The 24755-nt window shown below is 65.5% G+C and carries 23 protein-coding genes; 6 read left to right on the top strand and 17 right to left on the bottom strand.

The window, feature by feature from the left end; all coding sequences use genetic code 11:
• Positions 1-5 precede the first annotated feature (5 nt).
• From Q0139_RS04485 to Q0139_RS04410, 16 genes are all read right to left on the bottom strand, one after another.
• Positions 6-914 (bottom strand): cell division protein FtsQ/DivIB, encoded by a 909-nt coding sequence (locus Q0139_RS04485; RefSeq protein ID WP_298018099.1) that lies wholly within the window; start codon positions 912-914, stop codon positions 6-8.
• Complete coding sequence (locus Q0139_RS04480; RefSeq protein ID WP_298018096.1) at positions 911-1831, bottom strand: D-alanine--D-alanine ligase; 921 nt, start codon at positions 1829-1831, stop codon at positions 911-913. Before Q0139_RS04480 ends, Q0139_RS04485 begins: the two co-directional genes overlap by 4 nt.
• A complete protein-coding gene (gene murB, locus Q0139_RS04475; protein ID WP_298018094.1) occupies positions 1828-2736 on the bottom strand; it encodes a UDP-N-acetylmuramate dehydrogenase in 909 nt (302 codons plus the stop codon). Before murB ends, Q0139_RS04480 begins: the two co-directional genes overlap by 4 nt.
• Positions 2733-4139 carry a UDP-N-acetylmuramate--L-alanine ligase gene (murC, locus tag Q0139_RS04470; protein ID WP_298018090.1) on the bottom strand — a complete coding sequence of 469 codons (1407 nt, stop codon included), beginning with the start codon at positions 4137-4139 and terminating at the stop codon, positions 2733-2735. The genes murB and murC overlap by 4 nt, the downstream gene beginning before the upstream one ends.
• Positions 4136-5299 (bottom strand): undecaprenyldiphospho-muramoylpentapeptide beta-N-acetylglucosaminyltransferase, encoded by a 1164-nt coding sequence (murG, locus tag Q0139_RS04465; protein ID WP_298018086.1) that lies wholly within the window; start codon positions 5297-5299, stop codon positions 4136-4138. Before murG ends, murC begins: the two co-directional genes overlap by 4 nt.
• Positions 5296-6489, bottom strand: coding sequence for an FtsW/RodA/SpoVE family cell cycle protein (locus tag Q0139_RS04460; RefSeq protein ID WP_298018083.1), 1194 nt, complete (start codon positions 6487-6489; stop codon positions 5296-5298). Before Q0139_RS04460 ends, murG begins: the two co-directional genes overlap by 4 nt.
• The gene (gene murD / locus Q0139_RS04455) at positions 6486-7850 is read right to left on the bottom strand and encodes a UDP-N-acetylmuramoyl-L-alanine--D-glutamate ligase (protein WP_298018080.1); all 1365 of its coding nucleotides are present in this window, start codon (positions 7848-7850) and stop codon (positions 6486-6488) included. The genes Q0139_RS04460 and murD overlap by 4 nt, the downstream gene beginning before the upstream one ends.
• Positions 7847-8917, bottom strand: a complete 1071-nt coding sequence (mraY, locus tag Q0139_RS04450; RefSeq protein WP_298018076.1) for a phospho-N-acetylmuramoyl-pentapeptide-transferase — start codon at positions 8915-8917, stop codon at positions 7847-7849. Before mraY ends, murD begins: the two co-directional genes overlap by 4 nt.
• The gene (gene murF, locus Q0139_RS04445) at positions 8905-10290 is read right to left on the bottom strand and encodes a UDP-N-acetylmuramoyl-tripeptide--D-alanyl-D-alanine ligase (protein ID WP_298018345.1); all 1386 of its coding nucleotides are present in this window, start codon (positions 10288-10290) and stop codon (positions 8905-8907) included. Before murF ends, mraY begins: the two co-directional genes overlap by 13 nt.
• Positions 10287-11702 (bottom strand): UDP-N-acetylmuramoyl-L-alanyl-D-glutamate--2,6-diaminopimelate ligase, encoded by a 1416-nt coding sequence (locus Q0139_RS04440; protein ID WP_298018074.1) that lies wholly within the window; start codon positions 11700-11702, stop codon positions 10287-10289. Before Q0139_RS04440 ends, murF begins: the two co-directional genes overlap by 4 nt.
• On the bottom strand, positions 11699-13402 hold the full coding sequence (locus tag Q0139_RS04435) for a penicillin-binding protein 2 (protein WP_298018071.1): 1704 nt from the start codon (positions 13400-13402) through the stop codon (positions 11699-11701). The genes Q0139_RS04440 and Q0139_RS04435 overlap by 4 nt, the downstream gene beginning before the upstream one ends.
• Complete coding sequence (locus Q0139_RS04430; RefSeq protein ID WP_298018069.1) at positions 13402-13950, bottom strand: hypothetical protein; 549 nt, start codon at positions 13948-13950, stop codon at positions 13402-13404. The genes Q0139_RS04435 and Q0139_RS04430 overlap by 1 nt, the downstream gene beginning before the upstream one ends.
• On the bottom strand, positions 13947-14915 hold the full coding sequence (gene rsmH, locus Q0139_RS04425) for a 16S rRNA (cytosine(1402)-N(4))-methyltransferase RsmH (protein ID WP_298018065.1): 969 nt from the start codon (positions 14913-14915) through the stop codon (positions 13947-13949). Before rsmH ends, Q0139_RS04430 begins: the two co-directional genes overlap by 4 nt.
• A complete protein-coding gene (locus tag Q0139_RS04420; protein WP_298018061.1) occupies positions 14912-15436 on the bottom strand; it encodes a division/cell wall cluster transcriptional repressor MraZ in 525 nt (174 codons plus the stop codon). The genes rsmH and Q0139_RS04420 overlap by 4 nt, the downstream gene beginning before the upstream one ends.
• A 355-nt stretch (positions 15437-15791) precedes the next feature.
• Complete coding sequence (locus tag Q0139_RS04415) at positions 15792-16109, bottom strand: hypothetical protein (protein ID WP_298018057.1); 318 nt, start codon at positions 16107-16109, stop codon at positions 15792-15794.
• Positions 16110-17105 carry a cysteine synthase A gene (locus Q0139_RS04410; protein ID WP_298018054.1) on the bottom strand — a complete coding sequence of 332 codons (996 nt, stop codon included), beginning with the start codon at positions 17103-17105 and terminating at the stop codon, positions 16110-16112.
• 90 nt (positions 17106-17195) lie between these two features.
• On the opposite strand from Q0139_RS04410, the gene Q0139_RS04405 reads away from it, so the two are divergent.
• From Q0139_RS04405 to Q0139_RS04395, 3 genes are read left to right on the top strand one after another with little or no spacing between them, the layout of a single operon-like run.
• On the top strand, positions 17196-17729 hold the full coding sequence (locus tag Q0139_RS04405) for a DNA-deoxyinosine glycosylase (RefSeq protein WP_298018051.1): 534 nt from the start codon (positions 17196-17198) through the stop codon (positions 17727-17729).
• A 57-nt stretch (positions 17730-17786) separates the two neighbouring features.
• Complete coding sequence (locus Q0139_RS04400) at positions 17787-18437, top strand: toll/interleukin-1 receptor domain-containing protein (RefSeq protein WP_298018047.1); 651 nt, start codon at positions 17787-17789, stop codon at positions 18435-18437.
• A 5-nt stretch (positions 18438-18442) separates the two neighbouring features.
• Positions 18443-19114, top strand: coding sequence for a hypothetical protein (locus Q0139_RS04395; RefSeq protein ID WP_298018045.1), 672 nt, complete (start codon positions 18443-18445; stop codon positions 19112-19114).
• Between the two features lie 14 nt (positions 19115-19128).
• Here the strand turns inward: Q0139_RS04395 and purT are convergent, their stop codons facing one another.
• Complete coding sequence (gene purT, locus Q0139_RS04390; protein WP_298018043.1) at positions 19129-20310, bottom strand: formate-dependent phosphoribosylglycinamide formyltransferase; 1182 nt, start codon at positions 20308-20310, stop codon at positions 19129-19131.
• A gap of 173 nt (positions 20311-20483) precedes the next feature.
• On the opposite strand from purT, the gene Q0139_RS04385 reads away from it, so the two are divergent.
• From Q0139_RS04385 to purL, 3 genes are all read left to right on the top strand, one after another.
• Entirely contained in the window at positions 20484-20900 is a 417-nt protein-coding gene (locus Q0139_RS04385) for a hypothetical protein (protein WP_298018039.1), read from the top strand.
• A 155-nt stretch (positions 20901-21055) separates the two neighbouring features.
• Positions 21056-22279, top strand: coding sequence for a hypothetical protein (locus Q0139_RS04380; RefSeq protein ID WP_298018036.1), 1224 nt, complete (start codon positions 21056-21058; stop codon positions 22277-22279).
• A 64-nt stretch (positions 22280-22343) separates the two neighbouring features.
• A complete protein-coding gene (gene purL / locus Q0139_RS04375) occupies positions 22344-24539 on the top strand; it encodes a phosphoribosylformylglycinamidine synthase subunit PurL (RefSeq protein WP_298018032.1) in 2196 nt (731 codons plus the stop codon).
• Positions 24540-24755: the final 216 nt, after the last annotated feature.

Raw genomic sequence — 24755 nt, 5'->3', positions numbered from 1 at the left:
CCCCGTCAGGTTTCTTCTTCGCTGGTTTCCGCCGACGGTTCGGCGATCGTTTCCTGTTCCTGCGGCACCCGGACGACGAAGCGTTCGGGCACGCGCATGTCGAACCGCTGCGCGCCTTCGCCGAGCAGTCCGGTCACGCCGTCCATCCGCGCAAAGCGCACAAGAGCGCGCGCCGCCTCTTCCTGCCCCTCGGGCAGCGCCAGCACCTCGCCCGAACTGAAGCGCAGATCCCAGCGCCGGTTGCCGACCCAGGTCGCACCTTCGAGCAACGGCTTGAGCGCGGGCGCGCGGTCCATCAGCGTTTCGAAATTGGCGACCTGGCGGTTGGCGCCGGGGCCGATGATCAACGGCAGGTCCGGCATCGCGTCGAGCGGCACCTCTTCGAGCACTTCGCCCTCGGTATCGACGAGGAAGAGCTGCTGATTGTGCTGCCAGATCGCCGAAGGGACACGCTCGGTGATCGCTACGACCAGCGTGTCGGGCAGGCGGCGCGAGACGCGCGCCTCGCCGACCCAGGGAAAGGCTTCGACGCGGCGGCGGATCTCGTCGATATCGACATTGGGCATCGCCATCGATTCCTGGTCGAGCGCGACGGCGTAGACGGGTAGCCGCTCCATGCGGTCGATGCCCTGGATCTCGACGCGCTCGACGGTGAAGCCGAGCTTGCCCACGCCCTCGCCGATCTGCCAGCCGATCATCTGCGGCACGCGAAAGAAGATCGCCGCGATCAGCAGGAACAGCGCGATCATGCAGATCACCGCCCAATGGGCGAGGCGGCGGATCGTCGCTTCCTTGAGCGGAACGATCTCGGCCATCTGTGCGGAGAAGCTCGCATTCTTCTTGGCTCGCGTCGTCTTTTTGGCCGGCGCGCGTCGGCGCGGCTGCGATCCCCGGCGAACGGTGGCACTCGTCATAACGCTTCCTCCACGATACGCTGGACCAGCGCCGGGTAATCCATACCCCGGTGCTTGGCCTGTTCGGGGACGAGGCTCAGCGGCGTCATCCCCGGTTGTGTGTTGACCTCGAGCAGGAAGAGGCCGTCCGCGCCGCGCTCCTCGTCCCAGCGAAAATCGGAGCGGGTCGCGCCCTTGCAGCCGAGCAGATTGTGCGCGTCGATCGCGATCTGCTCGCAACGGGCCGCAATGTCCGCCGGAATCTCGGCGGGGTAGACATGCTGCGTCAGCCCCTCGGTATATTTGGCGTCATAATCATAGAAGCCGCGCGTCGGCATGAGCTCAGTGACGCCGAACGCCTCCTCGCCGACGACCGCCGTCGTCAGTTCGCGCCCCTTGATGAAGGGCTCTGCGAGCAACCGGTCGAATTCCTGCCACGGGCCGGTCACGCCGCGGCCGATGGGCGATCCGTAATTGCCGTCCTCGGTCACGATGGCGACGCCGACCGAAGAGCCTTCGTTGACGGGTTTGAGAACGTAGGGCCGCGGCATCGGATCGGCGGCGTAGAGGCTCTCGCTCTCGACGATCATGCCGTCGGGCATGGGGATGCCGTGCGGGCACAGAATCGCCTTGGTCAGTTCCTTGTCGATGGCGATGGCCGAGGCGGTGACGCCCGAATGGGTATATTTGATGCCGAGGATTTCGAGCATTCCCTGCACCGTTCCGTCCTCGCCGGGAGAACCATGCAAGGCGTTGAACACCACATCGGGCTTGAGCGCCGCGAGCGTCGCCGCGACCGTGCGATCCATATCGACGCGCGACACCTTGTGGCCGAGGCTTTCGAGCGCATCGGCAACGCCTGTGCCGCTCATCAGCGACACTTCGCGTTCGGCCGACCAGCCGCCCATGAGCACGGCGATATGCAATTTGCCGGTCATGCCCTCTCTCCCACGCGCTGGATCTCCCATTGCAGTTCGACCCCGCTCCTCTCGCGCACGCGGCGGCGGATCTCTTCGCCGAGCGCCTCGATATCGGCCGACGTCGCATCGCCGGTGTTGAGCAGGAAGTTGGTGTGCTTTTCGGACACCTGCGCGCCGCCGATGGTCAGCCCGCGGCAGCCGGCTTCGTCGACGAGCCGCCAGGCCTTGTCGCCATCGGGGTTCTTGAACGTCGAGCCGCCGGTGCGCGAACGCAGCGGCTGCGAGGCTTCGCGCTCGGCGGCGATGCGATCCATCTCGGCGGCAATCACGGCGGGATCGCCGGGCGTTCCTTCGAACAGCGCCTCGACGACGACCGCACCCTCGGGCGTTTCGGAGTGGCGATAAGTGTAGCCGAAGCGCTCCACCGGCCAGGTCTCGATCGTCCCGTCGCGCAGCACGAGCGTTGCCTCGATGAGGATATCCATGGCCTCGCGGCCATAGGCGCCGGCGTTCATCCGAACCGCGCCGCCCGTCGTACCGGGAATGCCGCGCAGGAATTCGAGCCCCGCAATCCCCGCATCGCGCGCCTTGCTGGCGACGGTGATCCCCATGGCTGCGCCGCCCGCGCGAACGCGGCTGCCGTCTTCGACCGAAATCTGTGAAAAGCTCTTCGGCAACCGAATCACGACGCCGGGCACGCCGCCGTCGCGCACGATCAGGTTGGAGCCGACGCCGACGGGAAGCACCGGAACCTCGGGGTCGAGTGCGGCGAGAAATTGCGAGAGATCGTCGACATCGCGCGGGCGCACCAGCCATTCGGCGGGTCCGCCGCAGCGGAACCAGATGAAGTCGGCCAGGCTGCCGCCCGGCTTCGCCTCGCCCGCCAGTGCGGGGAGTTGTTCGACGGCCAGCGCCGCGCTCATCCGCGCACCGCCGCGATCTTGTCGGCCAGCGTCGCTGCCCATTTGGTGATGTCGCCGGCGCCGAGGCAGATGACGATATCGCCCTCGCCGATATCCTTGGCCAGGGCCGCCGCCAGTTCGGTGTCGTTGACGATGGTGCGGGCGGACCGGTGGCCGCGCTCCTTCAGCCCGGCGACAAGCGCCTCGGAATCGATGCCCTCGATCGGCTCTTCGCCCGCCGCATAGACGGGCGTGACATAGACGGAATCGGCGTCGTTGAAGGCGCTTTCGAAATCTTCCATCAGGTCGTTCAATCGCGAATAGCGATGCGGCTGCATCACGGCATGGACGCGGCCTGAAGCGCGTTCGCGCGCCGCGGCGAGCACGGCACGGATTTCGACCGGATGATGCCCGTAATCGTCGATCACCAGCGCGCCCGCGACCTCGCCGACCTTGGTGAAGCGGCGGTTGACGCCGGAGAAGCTGGCAAAACCCTTGGCAATGGCGCTTTCGTCCATGCCAAGTTCGAGCGCGACGCCGATCGCGGCGAGCGCGTTTTGCACATTGTGCCGGCCGGCCATCGGCAGGTGCACGCCGTCGATCCGTCGCTTGCCGCCATCGCGATCGCGCAGCACGACGTCGAAGACATTGCCGCCATTTTCGGGGCGGATATTTTCGCCCTGCACATCGGCCTGGGCGGAAAAGCCATAGGTCACGATCCGCCGGTCGCGCACGCGCGGGATGATCGCCTGCACTTCGGGATGGTCGAGGCAGAGCAGGGCCGCGCCGTAGAATGGCACGTTTTCGACAAAGGCGATGAAGGCGTCCTTCACCGCGTCGAACGAACCGTAATGATCGAGATGTTCGGGATCGATATTGGTGACGACGGCGATCGTCCCGTCGAGCCTCAGGAAGCTGCCGTCGCTCTCATCGGCCTCGACGACCATCCAGTCGCCCTCACCCAGCCGTGCGTTCGATTTATAGGCGTTGATGACACCGCCATTGATGACGGTCGGATCGAACCCGCCCGCGTCCATCATCGCCGCGACGAGCGAGGTCGTGGTCGTCTTGCCGTGCGTCCCGGCAATCGCAACGGTGGCCTTGAGCTTCATCAGCTCGGCCAGCATCTCGGCCCGCCGGACGACCGGGATACGCGCGTCGAGCGCCGCGTCGACCTCGGGATTGCCGCGCTGGATCGCGGTCGACACGACCACGACCGACACGCCGTCGATATTGGCAGGCGCGTGGCCGATATGAACGGTGATGCCGCGCTCGCGCAGCGCGACGACATTGGCGTTCTCGGCAATATCGGAGCCCTGCACACTATAGCCGAGATTCTTCATGACGCGCGCGATGCCCGACATGCCGATGCCGCCGATGCCGACGAAATGGATCGTCCCGATATCGGTGCCGAACCCCTTCATGTCGCCCGTCCCATCCGCGCACGCACGGGTTCCGCCCGGCCGACGGGAACATCGGCGCCGGTCCGGCCGCTGCCGAGCCGCTCGACGAGATCGGCCAGATCGCGCGTCGCATCGGGATAGCCGGCGGTGCGCGCGCGTCCCGCGGCGTTCATCAGCGCTTCGGGTTCGAGGCCCAGCTTCTGCATCTGCTTGGCGAGTTCCTTCGGCGTGAACTGCGTCTGCTTGATCACCCGCGCCCCGCCCGATGCCGCCATCTCGCGCGCATTCGCGGTCTGATGATCGTCGGTGGCGATCGGGAGCGGCACGAGGATCGCGGGGCGCCCGGCGACCGTCAGTTCGGCGATCGTCGAGGCGCCGGCGCGCGCGATCACGATATGCGACCAGCCCAGCCGTTCGGGCAGGTCGGGAAGATAGGTGGCAAGGTCGGCGGGAATGCCGAGCTCGGCATAGCGCGCACGGACGTTTTCGATATCGCTTTCCCGGCATTGCTGGGTGACCTGCATCCGGCGGCGGAAGGATACGGGGAGCAGCGCCAGCCCGTCCGGCACGACGTCCGACAGGATGCTCGCACCCTGGCTGCCGCCGGTCACGAGCACGCGAAAGATGCCGTCTTCGGTCAGTTCGGGGAAAGGCTTGCTCCGCAGATCGAGAACCTCGCCGCGCACGGGATTGCCGACGAGATGGACTTTGCCGCGATGCCCCTCGGCCAATCGCCCGACCTGCTTGTAAGCCGTCGCAATCGCGTCGACCCGCCCCGCCAGCAGCCGGTTGACGCGGCCCAGCACGGCGTTCTGCTCGTGCACGCCGCAGGGAATGTCATCCTTGATCGCCGCGAGCAGCGCGGGGAGCGCCGGATAGCCGCCGAAGCCGATCACCGCTTCGGGCTTGAAGCTCTCGTACAGACGGCGCGCCATCGCGCGGCCCTGCCAGATCGCCTTCGCCGCCTTGGGCCAGCTGAGCGGATTCTTCGTCACGCGGCCTGCGGGCAGGATGTGTTTCTCGTCGCCCTCGAACGCGCCGGGGATTTTCGCGCCGCGTTCGTCGGTCACCAGCGCGACATGATGGCCGCGCTTCTTCAGCTCGGTCGCAAGCGCGAAGGCGGGGATGATATGCCCGCCCGTGCCGCCCGCGGCGAGAACGAAATGCCGTGCGCCGCTCATCCGATCCTCCGATCGCGCGCGTTCATGTGCGGATTACGCCGGGTGAAGGCGAGGAGCAGGCCGAAGCCGATCGACAGCGCAATCAGCGACGACCCGCCATAGGAGATGAAGGGCAGCGTCATGCCCTTGGACGGCGCCATGCCCAGATTGACCGCCATGTTGATCGACGCCTGCATCGCGAACTGCGTCGCCAGCCCGGCCGAGGCGAGCAGGTAGAAGACATTCTCTTCGTTGAGCAGCTTGACGAACACGCGCACGACGATTGCGGCGAAGAGCAGCGCCACGGCAAGGCACGCGATCAGCCCGAATTCCTCACCGATTACCGAGAAGATATAATCGGTATGCGGTTCGGGAAGGTTGTATTTCATCACGCCGTCGCCCGGACCGGTGCCGAAGAAGCCGCCATTGGTCAGCGTGCCCATCGCGTTATCCGTCTGGAAGGTGTCGCCCTCGCCATAGATGAAGGCGTTGATGCGCGTCGTCGCCACCGGATAGAAGAGATAGGCGGCGACGAACCCGCCGATCCCGCCGCCGAACAGCGCACCAAGCAGCTTGCCCGACACGCCCGAGAGCATCAGCAGCACGAACCAGACCGCGCCGAAGATCACCGTCTGCCCGAAATCGGGCTGGCGCATCAGCAGCAATCCGATGATCCCCGTCAGTATCCCCGTCGCCGCGACAACCGGGAGGCCGGGGTCCTGCGTGATCCGGAGCGACAGCAGCCAGGCGCAGGCGACGATGAAGAACGGCTTGAGGAATTCCGACGGCTGGAAGGTCGCGAGGCCATAGCCGAGCCAGCGCTGTGCGCCGTTCACCTCGTTGCCGATGAACGGCACGAAGATCAGCAGCACGAGGAAGCACACGGCCCCGCCCAGCGCGAACCGCTTGGCCAATTCCTTGGGCATCGTCGAGATGACCAGCATCGTCGGGATCGCGACGCCCAGCCACATCAGCTGGCGGTAGAAATAATAAAGCTCGGCATATTGGAAGCCGGCGCCCGAATAGCGTTCGGCGGCCGCCGGGGCGGCGGCGGCGATCGCGATCAGGCCTATCGAGATGAGGATCGTGACCAGCAGCAGCAGGACGCGATCGATCTCCCAGAACCATTCGCCGATCGGACCTTTTTGCGAGCGGCCGACGAAATCGCCGAACTGGCGGCGCTGGCGGACGGTGACCGGTTCCATGTTCATGCGAGCCCCCTCACGATGCCGCGAAATTCGTCGCCGCGTTCCTCGTAACTGGCATATTGATCGTAGGAGGCGCAGGCGGGCGAGAGCAGGACGGTCTCTCCGTCCTTTGCCGTTTCGGCAGCCAGTTCGACCGCCTTGCGCAGCTGGAAGCAGTTGCGCACTTCCATATGCGGCCTGAGCAGTTCCTCGAACATGTGCGCGGCTTCGCCGATCGTATAGGCGGCGCACACATGATCGAAATAGGGCGCACACGCATCCAGGTCCGGGCCCTTGGGCCGCCCGCCGACGATCCAGTGGACGTGCGGATAGGCGGCAAGCGCAGGCGCCGTCGATTCCGGATTGGTCGCCTTGCTGTCATTGATATAGAGAACGCCGCTTCGATCGCCGACCCGCTCCATGCGGTGCGGCAGGCCGGGATAGGTGCGAAGCCCTTCGTCGATCGCGTCTTCGGAAATTCCGATTTCGCGCGCCGCCGTCATCGCGGCGATGGCGTTCTGTGCATTGTGGGGTCCCTGCAGCGCCGGCCAGGCCGATTGATCCATGCAACCGCCGGCCGAGAATTTGATCACCTTGCGCTTCGCCGCCCGCGCCTTGGCCTTGGCTTTTGCGATGGCTCGCTTCTGGCCGCGCAACTTCTTCCAGAGCGCCGGATCGGGATCGGCGTTCAGGCTGGCCGCAATCTCGGCCGAAGGTGCATCGTCGACCGCGATGATCGCCGGATGCTCGGACGCCTGCATCGCGAACAGCCGAGCCTTGGAGGCGGCATAAGCCTCGAAATCGGCATAGCGATCGAGATGGTCGGGTGTGATATTGAGCAGGATCGCCGCGTCGCAATCGAGGTTGTAGGTCAGGTCGATCTGAAAGCTCGACAGTTCGAGCACATAGACGCCGCCCTCGGGCAGTTCGCGCTCGGCGAGGATCGGGTTGCCGATATTGCCGCCCATCAGAGACGGCACGCCCGCCGTCTGGCAGATATGGTGGATCAGCGCCGTCGTCGTCGACTTGCCATTGGTGCCGGTGATGCCGACGACCTTGTGATCGGGCAGTTCGGGCCGCGCCTGCGCGAACAGCTCGATATCGCCGATCAGCGGCGTCCCGGCCTCGCGGGCTTTTTCGGCGAGGGGGTGCGTGTTGAGCGGCACGCCCGGCGAGACGATGATGGCTTCGAACTTGGAGAGATCGAGCTCCATCGGATCGGCAAGCCGCGCCTTGCCCTCGACCCGTGCCCGGGCTTCCTCGCGATCGTCCCAGGCGACGAGGCTGGCGCTCGAATCCCACAGATAGTCGACGACCGACACGCCGGTGCGCGCCAGGCCGAGCACCACATAGCGTTTGCCGGCAAAGGCGCGCGCCGTCTTCACCGCAGCTTCAACGTCGAAAGCCCGGCCAGCGCCAGGATGAAGGAGATGATCCAGAAGCGGATGACGACGGTCGGTTCGGACCAGCCCATCTGTTCGAAATGGTGGTGGATCGGCGCCATCTTGAAGACGCGGCGGCCGGTCCGCTTGTAGAAGAACACCTGGATGATGACCGAGAGCGCCTCGAGCACAAACAGCCCGCCGATGATGCCGAGCACGACCTCGTGATGCGCGGTCACGGCGATCGCACCCAACGCTCCTCCGAGCGCGAGACTGCCGGTGTCGCCCATGAAGACGGCCGCGGGCGGCGCATTGAACCACAGGAAGGCGAGACCCGCGCCGACGATGGCGGCGCAAACCACGGCGAGATCGCCCGCGCCTTCGACATAGGGGATGCCGAGATAGCTGGCATAATCCTCACGCCCGACAAGATAGACGATCATCATGAAGGCGACCGAGGCGATGATGACGGGCATGGTGGCGAGGCCGTCGAGGCCGTCGGTCAGGTTCACCGCATTGCCGGCGCCGACGATGACGAGCATCGCGAAGAGATAATAGACATAGCCGATATCGCCGACCGGCCCGTTGAAGAAGGGGAGGTAGAGATCGGTGCCCGTGTTGCGCAGGATGATGTAGCAGGCGACCCCGGCGATCGCGAATTCGGCCAGCAGCCGCACCTTGCCCGAAAGCCCGCGATGCGATCGCTTCGTCACCTTGTCGAAATCGTCGAGAAAGCCGATGAAGCCGAAACCGAGCGTGACGGCGAGACAGGCCCAGACCATCGGATTTTCGAGATCCATCCAGAGCAATAGCGAGATCGTCATCGAGGCGAGGATCATCAGCCCGCCCATGGTCGGCGTGCCGGCTTTTTTGAGGTGCGTGATCGGGCCGTCCTCGCGAATCGGCTGGCCCTTGCCCTGTTTGATCCGCAGCCAGCCGATGAAGCGCGGGCCGATCAGCAGGCCGATCAGCAGCGCCGTCGCCGTCGCGCCGCCGACGCGGAACGTCAGATAACGGAACAGGTTGAACGGCCCGGCAAAATCGAGGCTCTCTGCGATCAGTTCGAACATGTAATCTTCCCGGCGGCCAGCGCGTCGACGACGGCGGCCAGCCCCATTGCGTTGCTACCCTTGACCAGCACGGCATCGCCGGGGCCGATCCGGCCCTCCAGGCTTTCGAGCGCCGCTGCGGCGTCGGGCACATGAACGCATTCGACCCAGTTGTGAAGGGCGCCCGCCAACACTTTCATCTCGTCGCCCACGAGCACCGCATAGTCGACCTTCGCCTCGCGGATCGGTTCGGCGAGGCCGAGATGGAAGTCGTCCGACTGCTCCCCCAGTTCCTTCATCGCGCCGAGCACAGCGATGCGGCGTCCGGCATCCTCCTGCGCGAGCGTCGCCAGCGTCGCACGCATCGAAGTGGGGTTGGCGTTGTAGCTTTCGTCGATCAGCAGCGCTTCGCCACCGTTAAGCGGAATCGTGCGGCGCTCGCCGCGTCCCGGCAGTCCCGCCATTTCGGCTAGAGCAAGGCCCGCCTGCGCCAGATCGCCACCGACCGCCTCGACCGCGCCGAGGATTGCGAGGGCGTTCGATACCCAATGATTGCCGGGGAGGCCGATGGTGAAGGTGAGTTCGCCGCCCGGAAGCTCGGCCGTCACCAGCGTCCCGGTCCGCTCGCGTGCGACCTCGCGGGCGCGGATGTCGGCACCTTCGCCAAGACCGAAGGTCCAGATCGTTCCGGCATGTGGTTCGGCAGCGGCGATCAGGCGGTCGCGATGGGGGCTGTCGAACGGGACAATCGCCGTGCCGCCCGGCTCCAGCCCCTGGAAGATTTCGCCCTTGGCATCGGCGATGGCAGCCTCGCTTTCGAAGAATTCGCTGTGCGCCGGCGCGATGGCGGTGACGATGGCGACATGCGGGCGCACGAGTCGGGTCAGCGCGGCCAGTTCGCCGGCATGGTTCATGCCCATCTCGAACACGCCATAGTCGCAATAGGCCGGCATGCGGGCAAGGCTCAGCGGCACGCCGGTATGGTTGTTGTAGGATTTGACCGACCGGTGCGCACCGCCGGGGAGCGTCCGGTCGAGGCACTGGAACAGCGCCTCCTTCGTCCCGGTCTTGCCGACCGATCCGGTCACGCCGACGATCCGTGCTTCCGTGCGCCCGCGCGACGCCGCGCCGAGCGCGTTCAGCGCATCCATCGTGTCGGCGACGCGAATATGCGGTCCCTCGACCTCCTCCGATATGATCACACCGGCAGCGCCATTGGCATAGGCGCCCTCGACGAATTTGTGGCCGTCGGTGGCCTCGCCCTTCAACGCAATGAAGAGATCGCCTTCGCCGACCTCGCGGCTGTCGAAGGCGACGCCGTTGACGGTGAAATCGCCATGCGCCTCGCCGCCCACGGCGCGGGCGATTTCGCTCGAGGTCCAAAGCGCGATCACGAGGCGCACTCCCGCGCCACGGTCACATCGTCGAACGGGTGCATGCGCCCGGCAATCTCTTGCCCTTGTTCGTGGCCCTTGCCGGCGAGGAGGACGATGTCTTCGGCCGCCGCTTCGGCGATGGCTGCGGCAATGGCTTCCCGCCGTCCGTCCACTTCGACCGCGCCGGTCGCGCCGGCCATGATCTCCGCCCGGATCGCCGCCGGATCCTCGCTGCGCGGATTGTCGTCGGTGACGATGACATGGTCGGACAGCCGCACGGCCACTTCGCCCATCAACGGGCGCTTGCCGGTGTCGCGGTCGCCGCCCGCGCCGAACACCGTGATCAGCCGCCCCTTGGCGTGCCAGCGCAGCGCTTCGATCGCCGCTTCGAGCGCATCGGGCGTGTGCGCGTAATCGACATAGACCGGAGCGCCGGTCTTGGTGATGACGGCCCTTTCCAATCGCCCCCGCACCGGCTGGACGCGAGAGAGATTGCGGAGCGTTTCGGCGAGATCGCCGTCCGTCGTCCAGACAAGACCCGCGGCGACCAGCGCGTTGTTCGCCTGATAGGCGCCGATCAGTGGCAGATCGATCGTCCGCATTTCGCCTTCGGCCTCGACCTCCAGCGTCTGACCAAGGTTGGTGGGCGTGCGCGAAACGAGGCGAATCGTCTCGCCGCCCACGCCCACCGTCAGCGCCCGGAGACCCCGCTCCCGGACCTGATCCACAACCTTGCGCCCCGCCTCGTCATCGACCCAGATAACCGCCGCGCCGTCATCGTCGAGTACCTCGGCAAAGAGCCGCATCTTGGCATCGAGATAGGCCTCCATCGTGCCGTGATAATCGAGATGGTCGCGCGACAAATTGGTGAAGGCGGCGGCCTGCACGGGCAGTCCCTCGGTGCGATATTGCGAGAGGCCATGGCTCGACGCTTCGAAGGCGAGGTGCGTTACGCCCTCGCGCTGCAAACCGGCGGAGGTGGAGAGGAAGGTGACGATGTCGGGCGTGGTCAGACCCGTCTTCACTTCCTCGTCCGCCGTCTTGACGCCCAGCGTTCCGATCGAGGCCGCGTGATGCCCCGCCATCCGCCAGAGCTGCCGCGTCAGTTCGACCGTCGACGTCTTGCCGTTCGTCCCGGTGACGGCAACGCAATGCGCCGGAAAAGGCGCGAAGAACTTGGCGGCTAGCTGCGCAAAAGCCCGGCGCGGCTCCTCATCCGCGACGCGCGCGGCACCCTCGACCGCCGCTTCTGGCCGGGCGACGACCGCCACCGCACCCGATTTGACCGCATCGGCGATGAAATCCTCGCCGTTGAACATTGCGCCGCGAAAGGCGCCGAAGACCGTGCCCGGCGCCACCTTGCGATGATCGATCGCGAAACCTGTGACTACGGGGCCGTCCTCGCCGCCGATCAACGCACCCAGCCTCATCCTTCACGCTCCGATGGCGGGCGCCAGAGCATGGAGCGCAGGTTCGCCGTGTCGATGTCGCGCGTCTCGCTCGGGATCACGCCGAGCATCGGCCCGATCCGCTCGACGATGTTGCGGACCGTCGGCGCCGCCGTCCAGCCGGCGGTCGCCGCGCCGCCCGTCCCGGCATCGCCGCGCGGTTCGTCGAGCATGATGACGATGACATATTGCGGGTCGTCCATCGGGAAGGCTGCAGCGAAGGTCGAGACGAGTGTGTGCTCCCGATAGCCGCCGGCCGCCGCCTTCTCGGCCGTCCCGGTCTTGCCGCCGACACGATATCCCTCGGCATCCGCATTGCGGCCCGTGCCTTCCTCGACGATCAGCCGAAGCAGGCCGCGCATCTGGTCGCTGGTCGACTCGCTGAACACGCGTTCGCCTGCGGGCACCTCTTCGCTGGAACGGCGCAGGAGTGTGATCGGCCGGTAGATGCCGCCATTGACGAGCGTCGCATAGGCGTTGGCGAGGTGCAGCGGCGAAACCGCGATGCCATGACCGTAACCCGCCGTCATCACCGTCGTCCGCGCCCAGTAATCCGGCCAGATCGGACGGCCGCTGACCGGCAGCTCGATATCGACCGGATCGTCGAAATGCAGTTGCCGGAACACATGCTGCATGCGTTCGGCGCCCATTTCATCGGCAATACGCGCGGTAACGATGTTGGAGCTGTGGACGAGAGTCTCGGGCACGTTGAGATAGCGGCGTTGCGGATGATCGTCGCTGATCCTGTAGCGCCCGACCTGCAACGGCTCCTCGGCATTGTAGCGGCGCGAGATGTCGGTCACGACCCCGGCTTCGATCGCAGCGGCCACGGTGATCGGCTTGAACGTCGACCCCAGCTCGTAAAAGCCCATCGTCGCCTGGTTGAAGCGCGCACGGTGGCTCGTCCGGTCAGGATCGTTCGGATTGAAATTGGGGAGCGAGGTCAGCGCGAGAATTTCGCCTGTATGCACATCGAGCACGATCCCCGCAGCGCCGATCGCATCGAACCGCTGCATCGAGGCGGCGAGTTCGCCCTGCACAGCAGCCTGCACGCGCGCATCGATCGACAGCGCCACAGGCTCGCCGCGATGCGCGGGATCCATCAACCGGTCTTCGAGCACCTGTTCCATGCCGGTGACGCCATGGCCATCGAGGTTGACCCAGCCCAGGATATGCGCGGCCAGATTCGTTTGCGGATAGAGCCGTTCCGGCTCGCGCAGGAATTCCATTGCCGGTTCGCCCAGCGCGTTGACCTCGGACACCAGCTCGGGAAGCGCGCGGCGCTCCAGATAGGCGAAGCTGCGGCCCGAACGCAGGATTTCCAGATATTCCGCCTCGGTCCGCTCGGGCATCAGTTCGGCCAGCTGCGGTGCGAGCACTTCGGGATCGTTGAGCAGCCGGTCCGGGTGGACGGCGATCGACCAGGCGTCGATCGTCCGCGCCAGCGTCACGCCGTTGCGGTCGGTGATGTCGGCGCGCGCGGGCAGCATCGCATCGGCGCCGGCGGCGTTGGCGCTGATCCCGGCCGTCGCCGTCAGCCAGCCGATGCGCACCGTCAGAGCAACCACGCCGAAGAGCAGCAGCAGCATGACCATCATCAGCCGCTGCTGGACGAGCGCCATCATCTGCTGCCGCAGACCGGATCGGGCAATTTCGGTCGAAGGCGCGGGCGGGGTTGGCATCAGTCGGGGCCGGTCTCCCCGGCATTCTCGGCAGCCGCCTCGGCGGCGATCTCGCGCTGGACGCGCGCATCGAACAGGGCGAGGCGCGCGCGGGCATCGCCTTGATCGGGCACGGTATAGCTGACGGCATGGACGCGTTCGGGCGCCGGCGCATCGAGATCGGGGGTTTCGAACACATCCTCGTCGACACGCCGGTCGTCGCGCAGCGTATCGCGCGCCGCGGCGGCGCGAACATCGCTTCCGCCCGGCATCTGGTGCCCGAAGAGCGAGGCCAGTTCGACGCTGCCCTCGACGAATTGTCCGGCATCGGGCGCGGCGAGCGCGAGATCGCGGCGGCTCCAGCGTTCGAGCTGGCTCATCCGGCTGCGCGTTTCGAATTCGGTCGCCAGCGCGACGATATCGCCGCGCGCCTCATCGATATCGGCCTCGACTTCTTCGAGCGCGATCCTTTCGGCCGAGACGCGATAGGAGATCAGATAGCAGGTGAGCGCCGCCGAAGCGACGGCGGCGGCCCAGGTGACGGACCGGAATTTGCGGGTGATGGTCATGCCTGGACACTCCTTTGCTGGGGCCATGGTGCGGCTGCGGTGCGCGTCGCGCTTCGCAGCGTGGCCGAGCGAGCACGCGGATTACGGGCGAGTTCGTCCTTGCCGGGGCGAACGGGCTTGGGCGGTTTGGCAAAGGTCGGTACGGGAGCGGTATCGCCGGCATCGGGCAGATGCCGCGAACCGCCGGGCGTCGAACCCGATCGTTCGCGCAGGAAGCGTTTGACGATACGGTCTTCGAGGCTGTGGAAAGTGACCACGGCGATCCGCCCGCCCGGCGCGAGCACCTGCTCGGCCGCATCGAGACCTTCGCGCAATTCATCGAGCTCACGGTTGAGGTGGATGCGGATCGCCTGGAAAGTACGCGTCGCCGGATCCTTCGGCGCCCCTTTGCGATAGCCGACCGCCTTGCGAACGGCATCGGCGAGCTCGCCCGTCGTCTCGATCGGACGCGCGGCGACAATGGCGCGGGCAATGCGGCGCGAGCGCGGCTCCTCGCCATAAGCGTAGATGATATCGGCAATCATGGTTTCGTCGGCTTCGTTGACGAAGTCAGCGGCACTTTCGCCATCCTGCCCCATCCGCATGTCGAGCGGGCCGTCAGCCTGGAATGAAAAACCGCGTTCGGCACGATCGAGCTGCATCGATGACACGCCGATGTCGAACGTCACGCCGTCGACCGGGATTGCGCCCGCTTCGGCAAGCGCGTCGGCCAGTTCGGAGAATCGGCGATTGATCAGGATGAGCCGTCCGTCCTGCTCCTCGGCCAGCGCCTTGCCCTCGGCAATGGCATCCGGATCGCGATCGAAGGCATAGACCACCGCGCCGCGATCGCGCATCGCCCGGCTATAGCCGCCCGCGCCGAACGTCGCGTCGACATGGCGTTCGTCCTTGGAGATGGACAGGGCTTCCATCACCTCCGCGAGGAGAACGGGGTCGTGCCGGGGATCGTGCGCCGGGGCGTTCACAGCGCAATTTCCTTTTCGGCGCACAGATATTCGATGATGTCGACGACATCGAGCGCGCCTTCGGCCGTATATTGCGAATGCGCGTTCTTCGGGTTCCAGATTTCGATACCCCGGCGCGTGCCGAGGAAGAAGGCGTGCTCTCCGATCTCGACCCGGTCGCGCAGCCGGGCATTGAGCACCATGCGGCCGGCCTTGTCGAACGGCGTGCGCTCGAAGGTACCGAAGAACCGGCCGTCATTGCCGCGCGCCCAGGGGTCCGAACCCGGGACGAACGCTTCGCTTTCGGCCCGCTCCATCAGCTGCGCCATCCGGAAATGATCGGTCTGATCGACACCGAGCAGGCAGGGAACGCTCGGGTCCTTCCGGATCAACAGCAGATTGGGATTGGACTGGAGGCCGTGCTTTTCAGCCAGCCCGGCGCGCTCTTCGATGGTCGAACGCATCTCGGCAGGAAGCGATACGCGGCCTTTCTTGTCGACCGCGTTCAGCGCGTAGCTCGAAAATGGAATCGGTGTTTCCACGCCGACGCTCCCCTCGGCGCGAGCTCTCCCGTCCACCGAAGCGCGCACCGCCCGGCGTTAAAAAACACAAAAGGGGAAAGCCCTGCCCCGTACTTAGAACAGTTTCGGTATCGCGATTCCCTAGGGGAAGCAATGGGAAATTATGGGTTAGTTAAGGAACTTCATACCACGCCATGGATGGCTATACTATCAAGGACCTGTGGAAAACTGCCGTTGTTCGTTTTTTGTTCATGGCCGGATCGACGAGGATTTTCCGCGCACGATATCGCCCTTTTGTCAGGGAAAATTGCGTTGAATTGCCCGCTCGAGGCAGCCGGAACCATGAAGTGGGATGGCCACGGCGCCATCCGCCGAATCACTCGGGGTCCGGGGCCGCTTCGCCGCCGCCTTGCTGGCCGCCCGGTTCGGCTTCGGGCGTCGTGGTCGGCATGACGCCGATTTCGGCGAGCGGCTCCTGCGGTTCGGCCGGCACTTCCGCCTCCGCGGTCTCGCTGGCGGCGTCTTCCGCCATCGCTTCGGGCGTCAGTTCAGGCTCGTTGCTGGCCGTTCCCGAAAAGGTCGCGGCAAGCAGCACGACGAGGACGATAAAGGCGAGCCCCGTCGCGCCGACGCGAATGCGCGTCTGGCGTTCGTGCCGGACGTCCTGTTGCGTCTCGATCGGGCTGGCGTTCATTCAAGCCTCCGGTCCCAGCCATGGCGGAACGGTCAACCCTTTTTGCGCCAACCAGTCGCCGTTGAAAAGGGTGGAAAGATAGCGAAAGCCGCTGTCGCACAGAATCGTCACGACCGTCTTGCCCGGTCCCAGCTTGCGCCCCAGCGCGACCGCGCCCGCGACGTTGATCCCCGATGAAAGACCGAGGCAAAGCCCCTCGTCCTTGAGGAGCCGGCGGACCCAGGCGAGCCCTTCCTCGTCCGATATGCGGAACTGGTCGTCGATCGGCGCACCTTCCAGGTTCGCCGTGATCCGCCCCTGGCCGATCCCCTCCGCCACCGAAGACCCTTCCGACTTCAATTCGCCATGCGCGTAATATTCATACAGCGCCGCGCCATGCGGATCGGTCAGCGCGATGGTCACATCTTCGGACAATTCCTTGAGCCCGAGCCCGACCCCGGCCAGCGTCCCGCCGGTGCCGACCGCGCAGGTGAACCCATCGACCTTGCCCCCCGTCTGCTCCCAGATCTCCTTCGCCGTGGTTTTGATATGCGCACGGCGGTTGGCGATATTGTCGAACTGGTTCGCCCAGAGCGCGTTCTCGGTCTCCTCGGCGATCCGGCGCGACTGGTGCACGAAATGGCAGGGCGAGGAATAGGGCGCGGCGGGGACGAGCACCAACTCGGCACCGAGCGCGCGCAGCGTATCCATCTTCTCCTGGCTCTGTGTGTCGGGCATCACGATGATCGTCTTGTAGCCCTTGGCGTTGCCCACGAGCGCCAGCCCGATACCGGTATTGCCCGCCGTGCCCTCGACGATCGTGCCGCCGGGCTTGAGCAGCCCCTGCTCCTCGGCCTCTTCGACGATGAACAGCGCCGGCCGATCCTTCACCGATCCGCCCGGATTGGCGAATTCGCATTTGCCGAGAATGTCGCATCCGGCCTCTTCCGAAGGACCGGCCAATCGGACCAGCGGCGTGTTGCCGATGAGGGCGAGCGGATTGGGAACGATGGTCATGGCGGAAGCTTAGCCGAGCGCGCTTTGCCGGAGCAAGCAATCTTGGCTTGGCAGGCGCAAAGCGCGAGCGGGGCCGTTTCCAGTCTTGCGATGCTTGATCCCGTCCTTGTCCGGCCCCATCGTCCACCCATGGAGCGCAAGGCCTGTTTCCCTCCGGTCGCCGATGACGAAACCCGGATGCTGATCCTCGGCAGCCTGCCCGGCGAGGAATCGCTGCGGCGCGGCCAATATTACGGCCATCCGCAAAACCGGTTCTGGGAACTTGTCGGAACCGCCATCGGCACGCCGCTCAGGCCGCTTCCCTATGCGGATCGCTTGCAGATCCTGCTCCGGCATCGGATCGGGCTGTGGGATGTGATCGCCCATGCGGCGCGCGCCGGTAGCCTCGACAGCGCGATCCGCGATGCTGCGCCCAATGATCTGTCGGCATTGGTGACAAGCCTGCCGAAACTGCGAGCCGTCGCGTTCAATGGTCGCAAGGCCGGAATGAAAGGCCGCAAGCTTCTCGCCGATGGCGCGAGTAATATCAGGCTGGTCGACCTCCCCTCTTCCAGTCCCGCCTATGCCGCGATGCCGCTTGCGGAAAAGAAAGAGCGCTGGGCCGCGATCGCCGACCATCTGTGACGCGGCTCACATGACTTGCCGGGGTGGATAGGATATGAGCGCGGCAGGGGGAAATCATTGGCGCAGCTGTTCCTTTCCTATGCAAGCAAGAACGCGGATCGGGCCGCGCAGATCGCCGGCGGCCTGCAATCGACCGGCTATTCGCTGTGGTGGGACGATTTTCTCAAAGCCGGCGATCGCTATGCCAATGTGATCGAGGCCGAGATCGCCGAGGCGAGCGGCGTCGTCGTCTGCTGGTCGGCCGAGGCCAAGGAATCGCTCTGGGTCCGCGCCGAGGCGACCGAGGCGCTCGACACCGGCAAGCTCGTCCAGCTCAAGATCGATGGCAGCCGGATGCCGCTCCCCTTCAACATGATCCAGATGATCGATTTCAGCCGCTGGCCCGGCGGGACGGGTGACGTGCCCTGGCCGGAGCTCGATCGCGAAGTCGCGCAGAAGACGGGCGCGGCATCGTTGCCCGAAGCGCCTGGCGCCGCATCGGTGCCGGGCGGACAGATGCAGGGGCTGGGGCCGGCGGTCGTGATCGGCTTCGCGCTCGGGCTGGTTGCGATCCTGTTCGCGCTGGCGACGGTGGCGCTGGCCGGCGACGCACTGTCCGTCGAACTCTATCGCGGCGCGGCGATGGCGGGGCTTGGCGCGGCACTACTGGGTGGCATGATGATCGGCCTCAAACTTGTTCGCACGCTCGCCGCGACACGGAGAGGATGACAGCGATGGCCAATCGTTTCGAGCGCTTCGTTCGCACCGGCACCCGGCTGCTCTGGCTGCAATTGCTGCTGGCGGCGATCGCCATCGGCGTGACGGCATGGGCGGTGTTCGCCGTTGCCGATCTGAAGGCCGAGCGCGACGCGCTGATCGCGGAACGCGATGCCCTGGCGGCCGGGCAGGACGACGCCGACGAGGTCGTGGAAACGCCACCCGATATCGAGGCGATTGATGGTCCGGAAGACGAGACCGTCGAACCGCCCGATCCCCGCCCGAGCGGTCCCGACCCGATAGAGCCCGGCAATGGCGGCTCTGCCGGCGGGCCGCGAGTCGTCAATCCGAATGTCCGCCCCGTCGAACCGCCGCCCGCCATCGTCCAGCCGGATCGAGACGGCGGCGCGACGACCCGCCCGCCCGAGCCCGAGACTCGCCCGCCGCGCGAGCCAAGCACGCCCCCGGAGAGCGCAACGGGCACGCAGGCCGATCCCGGCACAGCGCCCGACCCCGGAACACGCGTTCCCCTCCCGACGCGCGAGCAGATCGAATCGGCGGTCGACCGGCTGCGCGAGCGCGGATTGCCCGATATCCGGCTGCCGCGCACGCAATCGCGCCCGGCTGGAACATCGACCGATTCGAGGCAAGGCGATCGCGAGACGTCGGAGCCGCAACGGCGCCCCTAGAGGCTGCTTCACGCTCAATCGTAGAGGATACGAACCTTCTTCGCGGCGTCACGTGCAGATTTGCGCGCGGCGTCGGGTGTCTGGCCGGTCGCGAGCGCAACGCCCATGCGCCGATAGGGCCGCGTCACGGGCTTGCCGAAGATCCGCACATCGATGCGCGCATCGGACGCGTCCGGCTCTCCGGCGAGCGCCTTCGCCAGCCCGGCATAGTGGAACGAGTCGGAGTCGCGATCGGCGAGGACCACGGCCGATGCCGCAGCCGGTGCGCTCATCTCGGTCTCGGGGATGGGCAGTCCGAGGATCGCGCGGGCATGCAGATCGAATTCGCTCAGATGCTGCGAAATCAGCGTGACCATTCCGGTATCGTGCGGCCGGGGCGAAAGCTCGGAAAAGATAACGCCGTCCTTCGCGACGAAGAACTCGACGCCGAACAGGCCATAGCCGCCCAGATCGTCGACGACCTTGCGCGCCATGGCCTGCGCCTCGGCCAGATGCGCGGGATCCATCGGCGCGGGCTGCCAGCTTTCCTGATAGTCGCCGCGTTCCTGCCGATGGCCGATGGGCGGGCAGAAGATGACGCCGTCGCGCGTCCGCACGGTCAGTAGCGTGATCTCGTATTCGAAATCGATGAACTGCTCGACGATCACGCGCTTGCGGTCGCCGCGCATATTGGCGACGGCATAATCCCAGGCGGCCTCGAGCTCGTCCGCATCGCGCACTGTGCTCTGACCCTTCCCGCTCGACGACATGACCGGCTTGATCACGAGCGGCAGCCCGACCGCTTCGGCGCCGGCGCGAACCTGCTCGAAATTCTCGGCATAGCGATAGCGCGACGTGCGCACGCCGAGATCGTTCGCCGCCAGGTCGCGGATCGCATCGCGGTTCATCGTCATCTGCGTCGCCCGTGCCGACGGGACGACCACCCTGCCCTCTGCCTCGACTTCGGCCAGGATCTCCGTCCGGATCGCTTCGATCTCGGGCACGATGAAGTCCGGATCGTGGCGCGCAACGGCATCGCGCAACGCGTCCCCGTCGAGCATCGAGAAGACGTCGCTCTCATCCGCGACCTGCATCGCGGGCGCATGGGCATATGAATCGCAGGCGACGACATAAGCGCCGAGCCTTTTGGCCGAGATGACGAATTCCCGCCCCAGTTCGCCCGATCCCAACAGCATGATTTTGGCAATGTGAGTCATGCCGGCCTGCTATCATCCCGCATCGCCTGCGTCACCGCGCGATCGAGACAGCCAGCAATCGGCAAATGCTGCGTCCCAGCATGGCATTCGTCGAATTTCCTTAGACTCCGTCGATTTCTCCACTTGACGACCCGTTGTGCACTCGCGAAAAGCCCGTCGCTATGAAAAACCGAATGATCCCCCTCGCGGCGGCATCCCTTGTCGCCCTCGCCTCTCTCGCCGCCTGTGGTGAGAGCGAACCCACCGAAGTCGGCAACATGGCTGATCCGCAGGCCGAAGAGCTTGCCGATGCCGAGCCTGTCGATCTTCCCCCGATGGAGCGCGCCTCGAACAGCTATCGCTGCGACGATGGCAGCGTCGTCTATGTGACCTTCTACACCGGTGACACGCAGGTCGGCGTTCGCGGCGACCGTGCCGAACCGCAGACGATCCTGCAGAACGAAGCGGCGGCCGAAACCGATGCCGAGGGCGACGCGGAAGCGGAAGCTCCCGCCGAAACGGGAGGTCCGATCACCTTCTCCGGCGAAGGCCAGACGCTCGTTGGGACCGGCGATACCATCACCTATAACGGACAGAGCTGCAGCGCCTGATCGGCATAGCCAACCCGTAATCGAGGGCCGGTCCGCCGATGGCGTGCCGGCCCTTTTTCGTTCCGCCCCGGCTGGGGCGGACGATATTGCCATCGCCCGATGGCCGGCATAACTTCTTCAGAATTCACAATCTCATCTGAAAAGGGGGAATTCAGATGGCTCTTTCCTTGCCGAAGGCGACGATGGCCGCAGCTTGCGCACTCGGCCTTGCCGCGTGCACAACATCGCTGCGTACGCCGATCACGAACTTCGCGACCGATTATAACCGGGCCATCGCCGATACGCGCAACCAGATGATCCTGCTCAATATCCTGCGAGCGCAGCATCGCGAGCCGATCTATTATTCGAGCGTTTCGGAGATCAACGGATCGATCGAGCTCAGCACCAATGCCGGGGCGGGGTCGGAATTCGCGATCACCGGCGACGATGGCATCGATCTGGCGCGCACCTATGGCGGGTCGATCGGCGTCAGCGCCACCAGCGATCCCTCCTTCACCGTCATCCCGCTCAACACTGAGGAATTCGTCCGCGGCGCGCTGTCTCCGATCCGCGAGGACACGATGCTCCTCCTCCTGTCGCAAGGGTGGAACAGCTCCATGCTGGCGCCGCTCTTCATCGAGCGAATCGAGTGCCTGCCCGCCGCGGGCAGCGCGGCAGCCTCGCAATCCCGAACACCGATTTTCGTGATCGAGAACGACCCCGAAAATTATGACGGCGTCTGGGATTTCGATTTCTTCCGGTTCCTCCAGATGCGCGAAAGCGTCAGCAGCGGCGAACGGTACGACATCGTGCTGGCGGGCAGCGACCTTGCCGGATTCCTTGCCGCCGATCGCAGCGCCGAGTTCGACGTCGCCCATGGCTGGAACGGCCGGGACGGGCGGCGCGAATCCATCGCCGAATCGACCAGGGAACATGTCTCGATTGCCATGCGCGATCGCCAGGGGGTCGAGGTTGCCCTGCCGGAAGCGCTCAGCGAGGAGCAGCGGCGCGACCTGGCGAACCATTGCCAGGCCCAGTCCAATGTCGCGCAGAGCGCCGAATCCTCGAACGAAGGCGCGCGTCTTCGCGTCGTCTTCCGTTCCACCGAAGGTGTCATCTACTATATCGGCGAAGTCCTGCGCGAGCAGCGATCCCGCCCTGCGGGCGACCCGGTCCGCCAGCAATTGGCGCGCTTTTTCAGCCTGTCGGAAGGCGGCGGCCGCGCCGCCGTCGATGTCGGCTATCGCGGGACACGCTATTTCATCCCCGAACATGGCGGAACCCATGCTGCCGACACCGGCACGACCTTGTCGGTCGTGTCGCTGATCAACCAGCTTCTGGCGTTGCAGACGACCACGGAAGACCTCAATCGCGTATCGTCCACTGTCCGCGTGCGATAACTTCTGACAGCTTCGCGGCGCTTCGCTCTAGCGGGATCGGCGCGCCGCCGCTAAGGCGCAGGCCATGTCCGACATCACGCCCGAAATCGTTGCCGAACACGGCCTCAACGCGCAAGAATATGACCGCATCCTCGCGGCGCTGGGACGCGAGCCCAATCTCGTCGAGCTCGGCATCTTCTCGGTCATGTGGTCAGAGCATTGTTCGTACAAAAGCTCGCGCCGGCACCTGAAGAAACTGCCGACGACGGGGCCGCAGGTGATTTGCGGACCGGGCGAGAACGCCGGGGTCGTCGATATCGGCGATGGACAGGCGGCGATCTTCAAGATGGAGAGCCATAACCACCCCTCGTACATCGAGCCCTATCAGGGCGCGGCGACGGGTGTGGGCGGCATTTTGCGCGACGTCTTCACGATGGGCGCGCGACCGGTCGCCAACATGAACGCGCTGCGCTTCGGCCGGCCCGACCATCCCAAGACGCGGCACCTCGTTTCGGGCGTCGTGCGCGGGATCGGGGGATACGGCAATTGCGTCGGCGTCCCCACGGTCGGCGGCGAGGTCAATTTCCACTCGGCCTATGACACCAACATTCTCGTCAACGCGATGACGGTCGGCATCGCCGATACCGACAAGATCTTCTATTCGGCCGCCAGCGGCGTCGGCAATCCGATCGTCTATGTCGGTTCGAAGACCGGGCGCGACGGCATCCACGGTGCGACGATGGCGAGCGCGGAGTTCGGCGAGGATTCGGAAGAGAAACGTCCCACCGTCCAGGTCGGCGATCCTTTCACCGAAAAACTGCTGATCGAGGCCTGCCTCGAGCTGATGGCCTCCGACGCGATCGTCGCGATCCAGGATATGGGCGCGGCGGGCCTCACCAGCTCCAGCGTCGAGATGGCGACCAATGGCGAAGTCGGCATCGTCCTCAATATGGACGCCGTGCCGTGCCGCGAAGAGGGCATGACGCCCTATGAGATGATGCTGAGCGAATCTCAGGAACGCATGCTGATGGTGCTGAAGCCGGGCCGCGAGGACATGGCGCGCGCGATCTTCGAGAAGTGGGAGCTCGATTTCGCAGTCATCGGCGAAGTCACCGACACCCGCCATATGGTGCTGACTTGGCAGGGCGAAACCGTCTGCGACATCCCGCTCGGGCCGCTCGCCGCCGATGCACCCAATTACGATCGCCCGCACGTCCCGACGCCGAAGCCCGAACCGCTGACCGACATCCCGGAGAGCGACGATATCGGCGCCGACCTGCTCAAGCTCATGGCATCGCCCGATCTCGCCTCGCGCAAATGGGTCTGGGAGCAATATGACCATATGGTCATGGCCGACACCGTGCAGCGCCCCGGCGGCGACGCGGCGGTCGTGCGCGTCCACGGCACGAACAAGGGCCTTGCCATCACCACCGACTGCACGCCGCGTTATTGCAAGGCCGATCCGGTCGAGGGCGGCAAGCAGGCGATCGCCGAAGCCTATCGCAACCTTTCCGCCGTCGGCGCCAAGCCGCTCGCGACCACCGACTGCATGAATTTCGGCAACCCCGAAAAGCCCGAGATCATGGGTCAGTTCGTCGGTTGTATCGAAGGCATGGCCGAAGCCTGCGCCGCGCTCGACATGCCGATCGTCAGCGGCAACGTTTCGCTCTACAACGAAACGACGGGCGCCGACGGCAAGGCGACACCCGTCCTGCCAACGCCCGCCATCGGCGCGATCGGCCTGCTCGACGATATCGAGACAATGGCGACGGTGGCGTTCAAGGCGGAGGGGGAAGGCATTTTTGCGATCGGCGAAACCTACGGCGATCTCGGACAATCGCTTTGGTTGCGGGAAATACATGGACGCGAGGACGGCCCGCCCCCCTCAGTCGATTTGTATCAGGAAGCAGAGCACGGCGAGTTCGTTCGCTCGTTGATCGGTTCTGGCTTGCTGACGTCAGTCCATGACGTATCCGACGGTGGCTTGTTGGTCGCCATCGCGGAAATGGCTCTGTCAGGAAATATCGGCGCCCAGCTTACGGCTGCGCCCTTCCATGGATATGATCCTCGCCACTGGTTTTCGGAAGACCAGGGTCGGTATGTCGTTACCACAAGGGATTTCTACAATCTCCAGCAGACGGCGTTCATTGCTCGCATACCGGTCACTTTGCTCGGCTTTACGGGTGGCGATTTCATTGGCTTTTCCTCCATGCGGGGAATTTCGCTCGATGACCTGCGCGCCGCAAATGAGAGCTTCTTCGCCGAATTGATGGAGCGCTGAAATCCTCCCCGGCACGGGGAGGGGAACCACCGAAGGTGGTGGAGGGGCACAGGCCGCATAAGATGTCGCTTTCGGCGGTTGCCCCTCCACCATGCAGAGCATGGTCCCCCTCCCCCGTGGGGGGAGGATTCACGCAGCAGCCGCGGTCCGTCCCATCAAATCATAGGGATCGCGCCCTTCTTCCTCGCGGAAGACGCGGTGGCATTCCTGGTACCA

It is taken from the genome of uncultured Parasphingopyxis sp., assembly GCF_937129435.1.
GTDB lineage: Bacteria > Pseudomonadota > Alphaproteobacteria > Sphingomonadales > Sphingomonadaceae > Parasphingopyxis.
The sequence above is the reverse complement of the archived record's forward strand: the minus strand, read 5'-3'. Positions and strand labels throughout refer to the sequence as shown.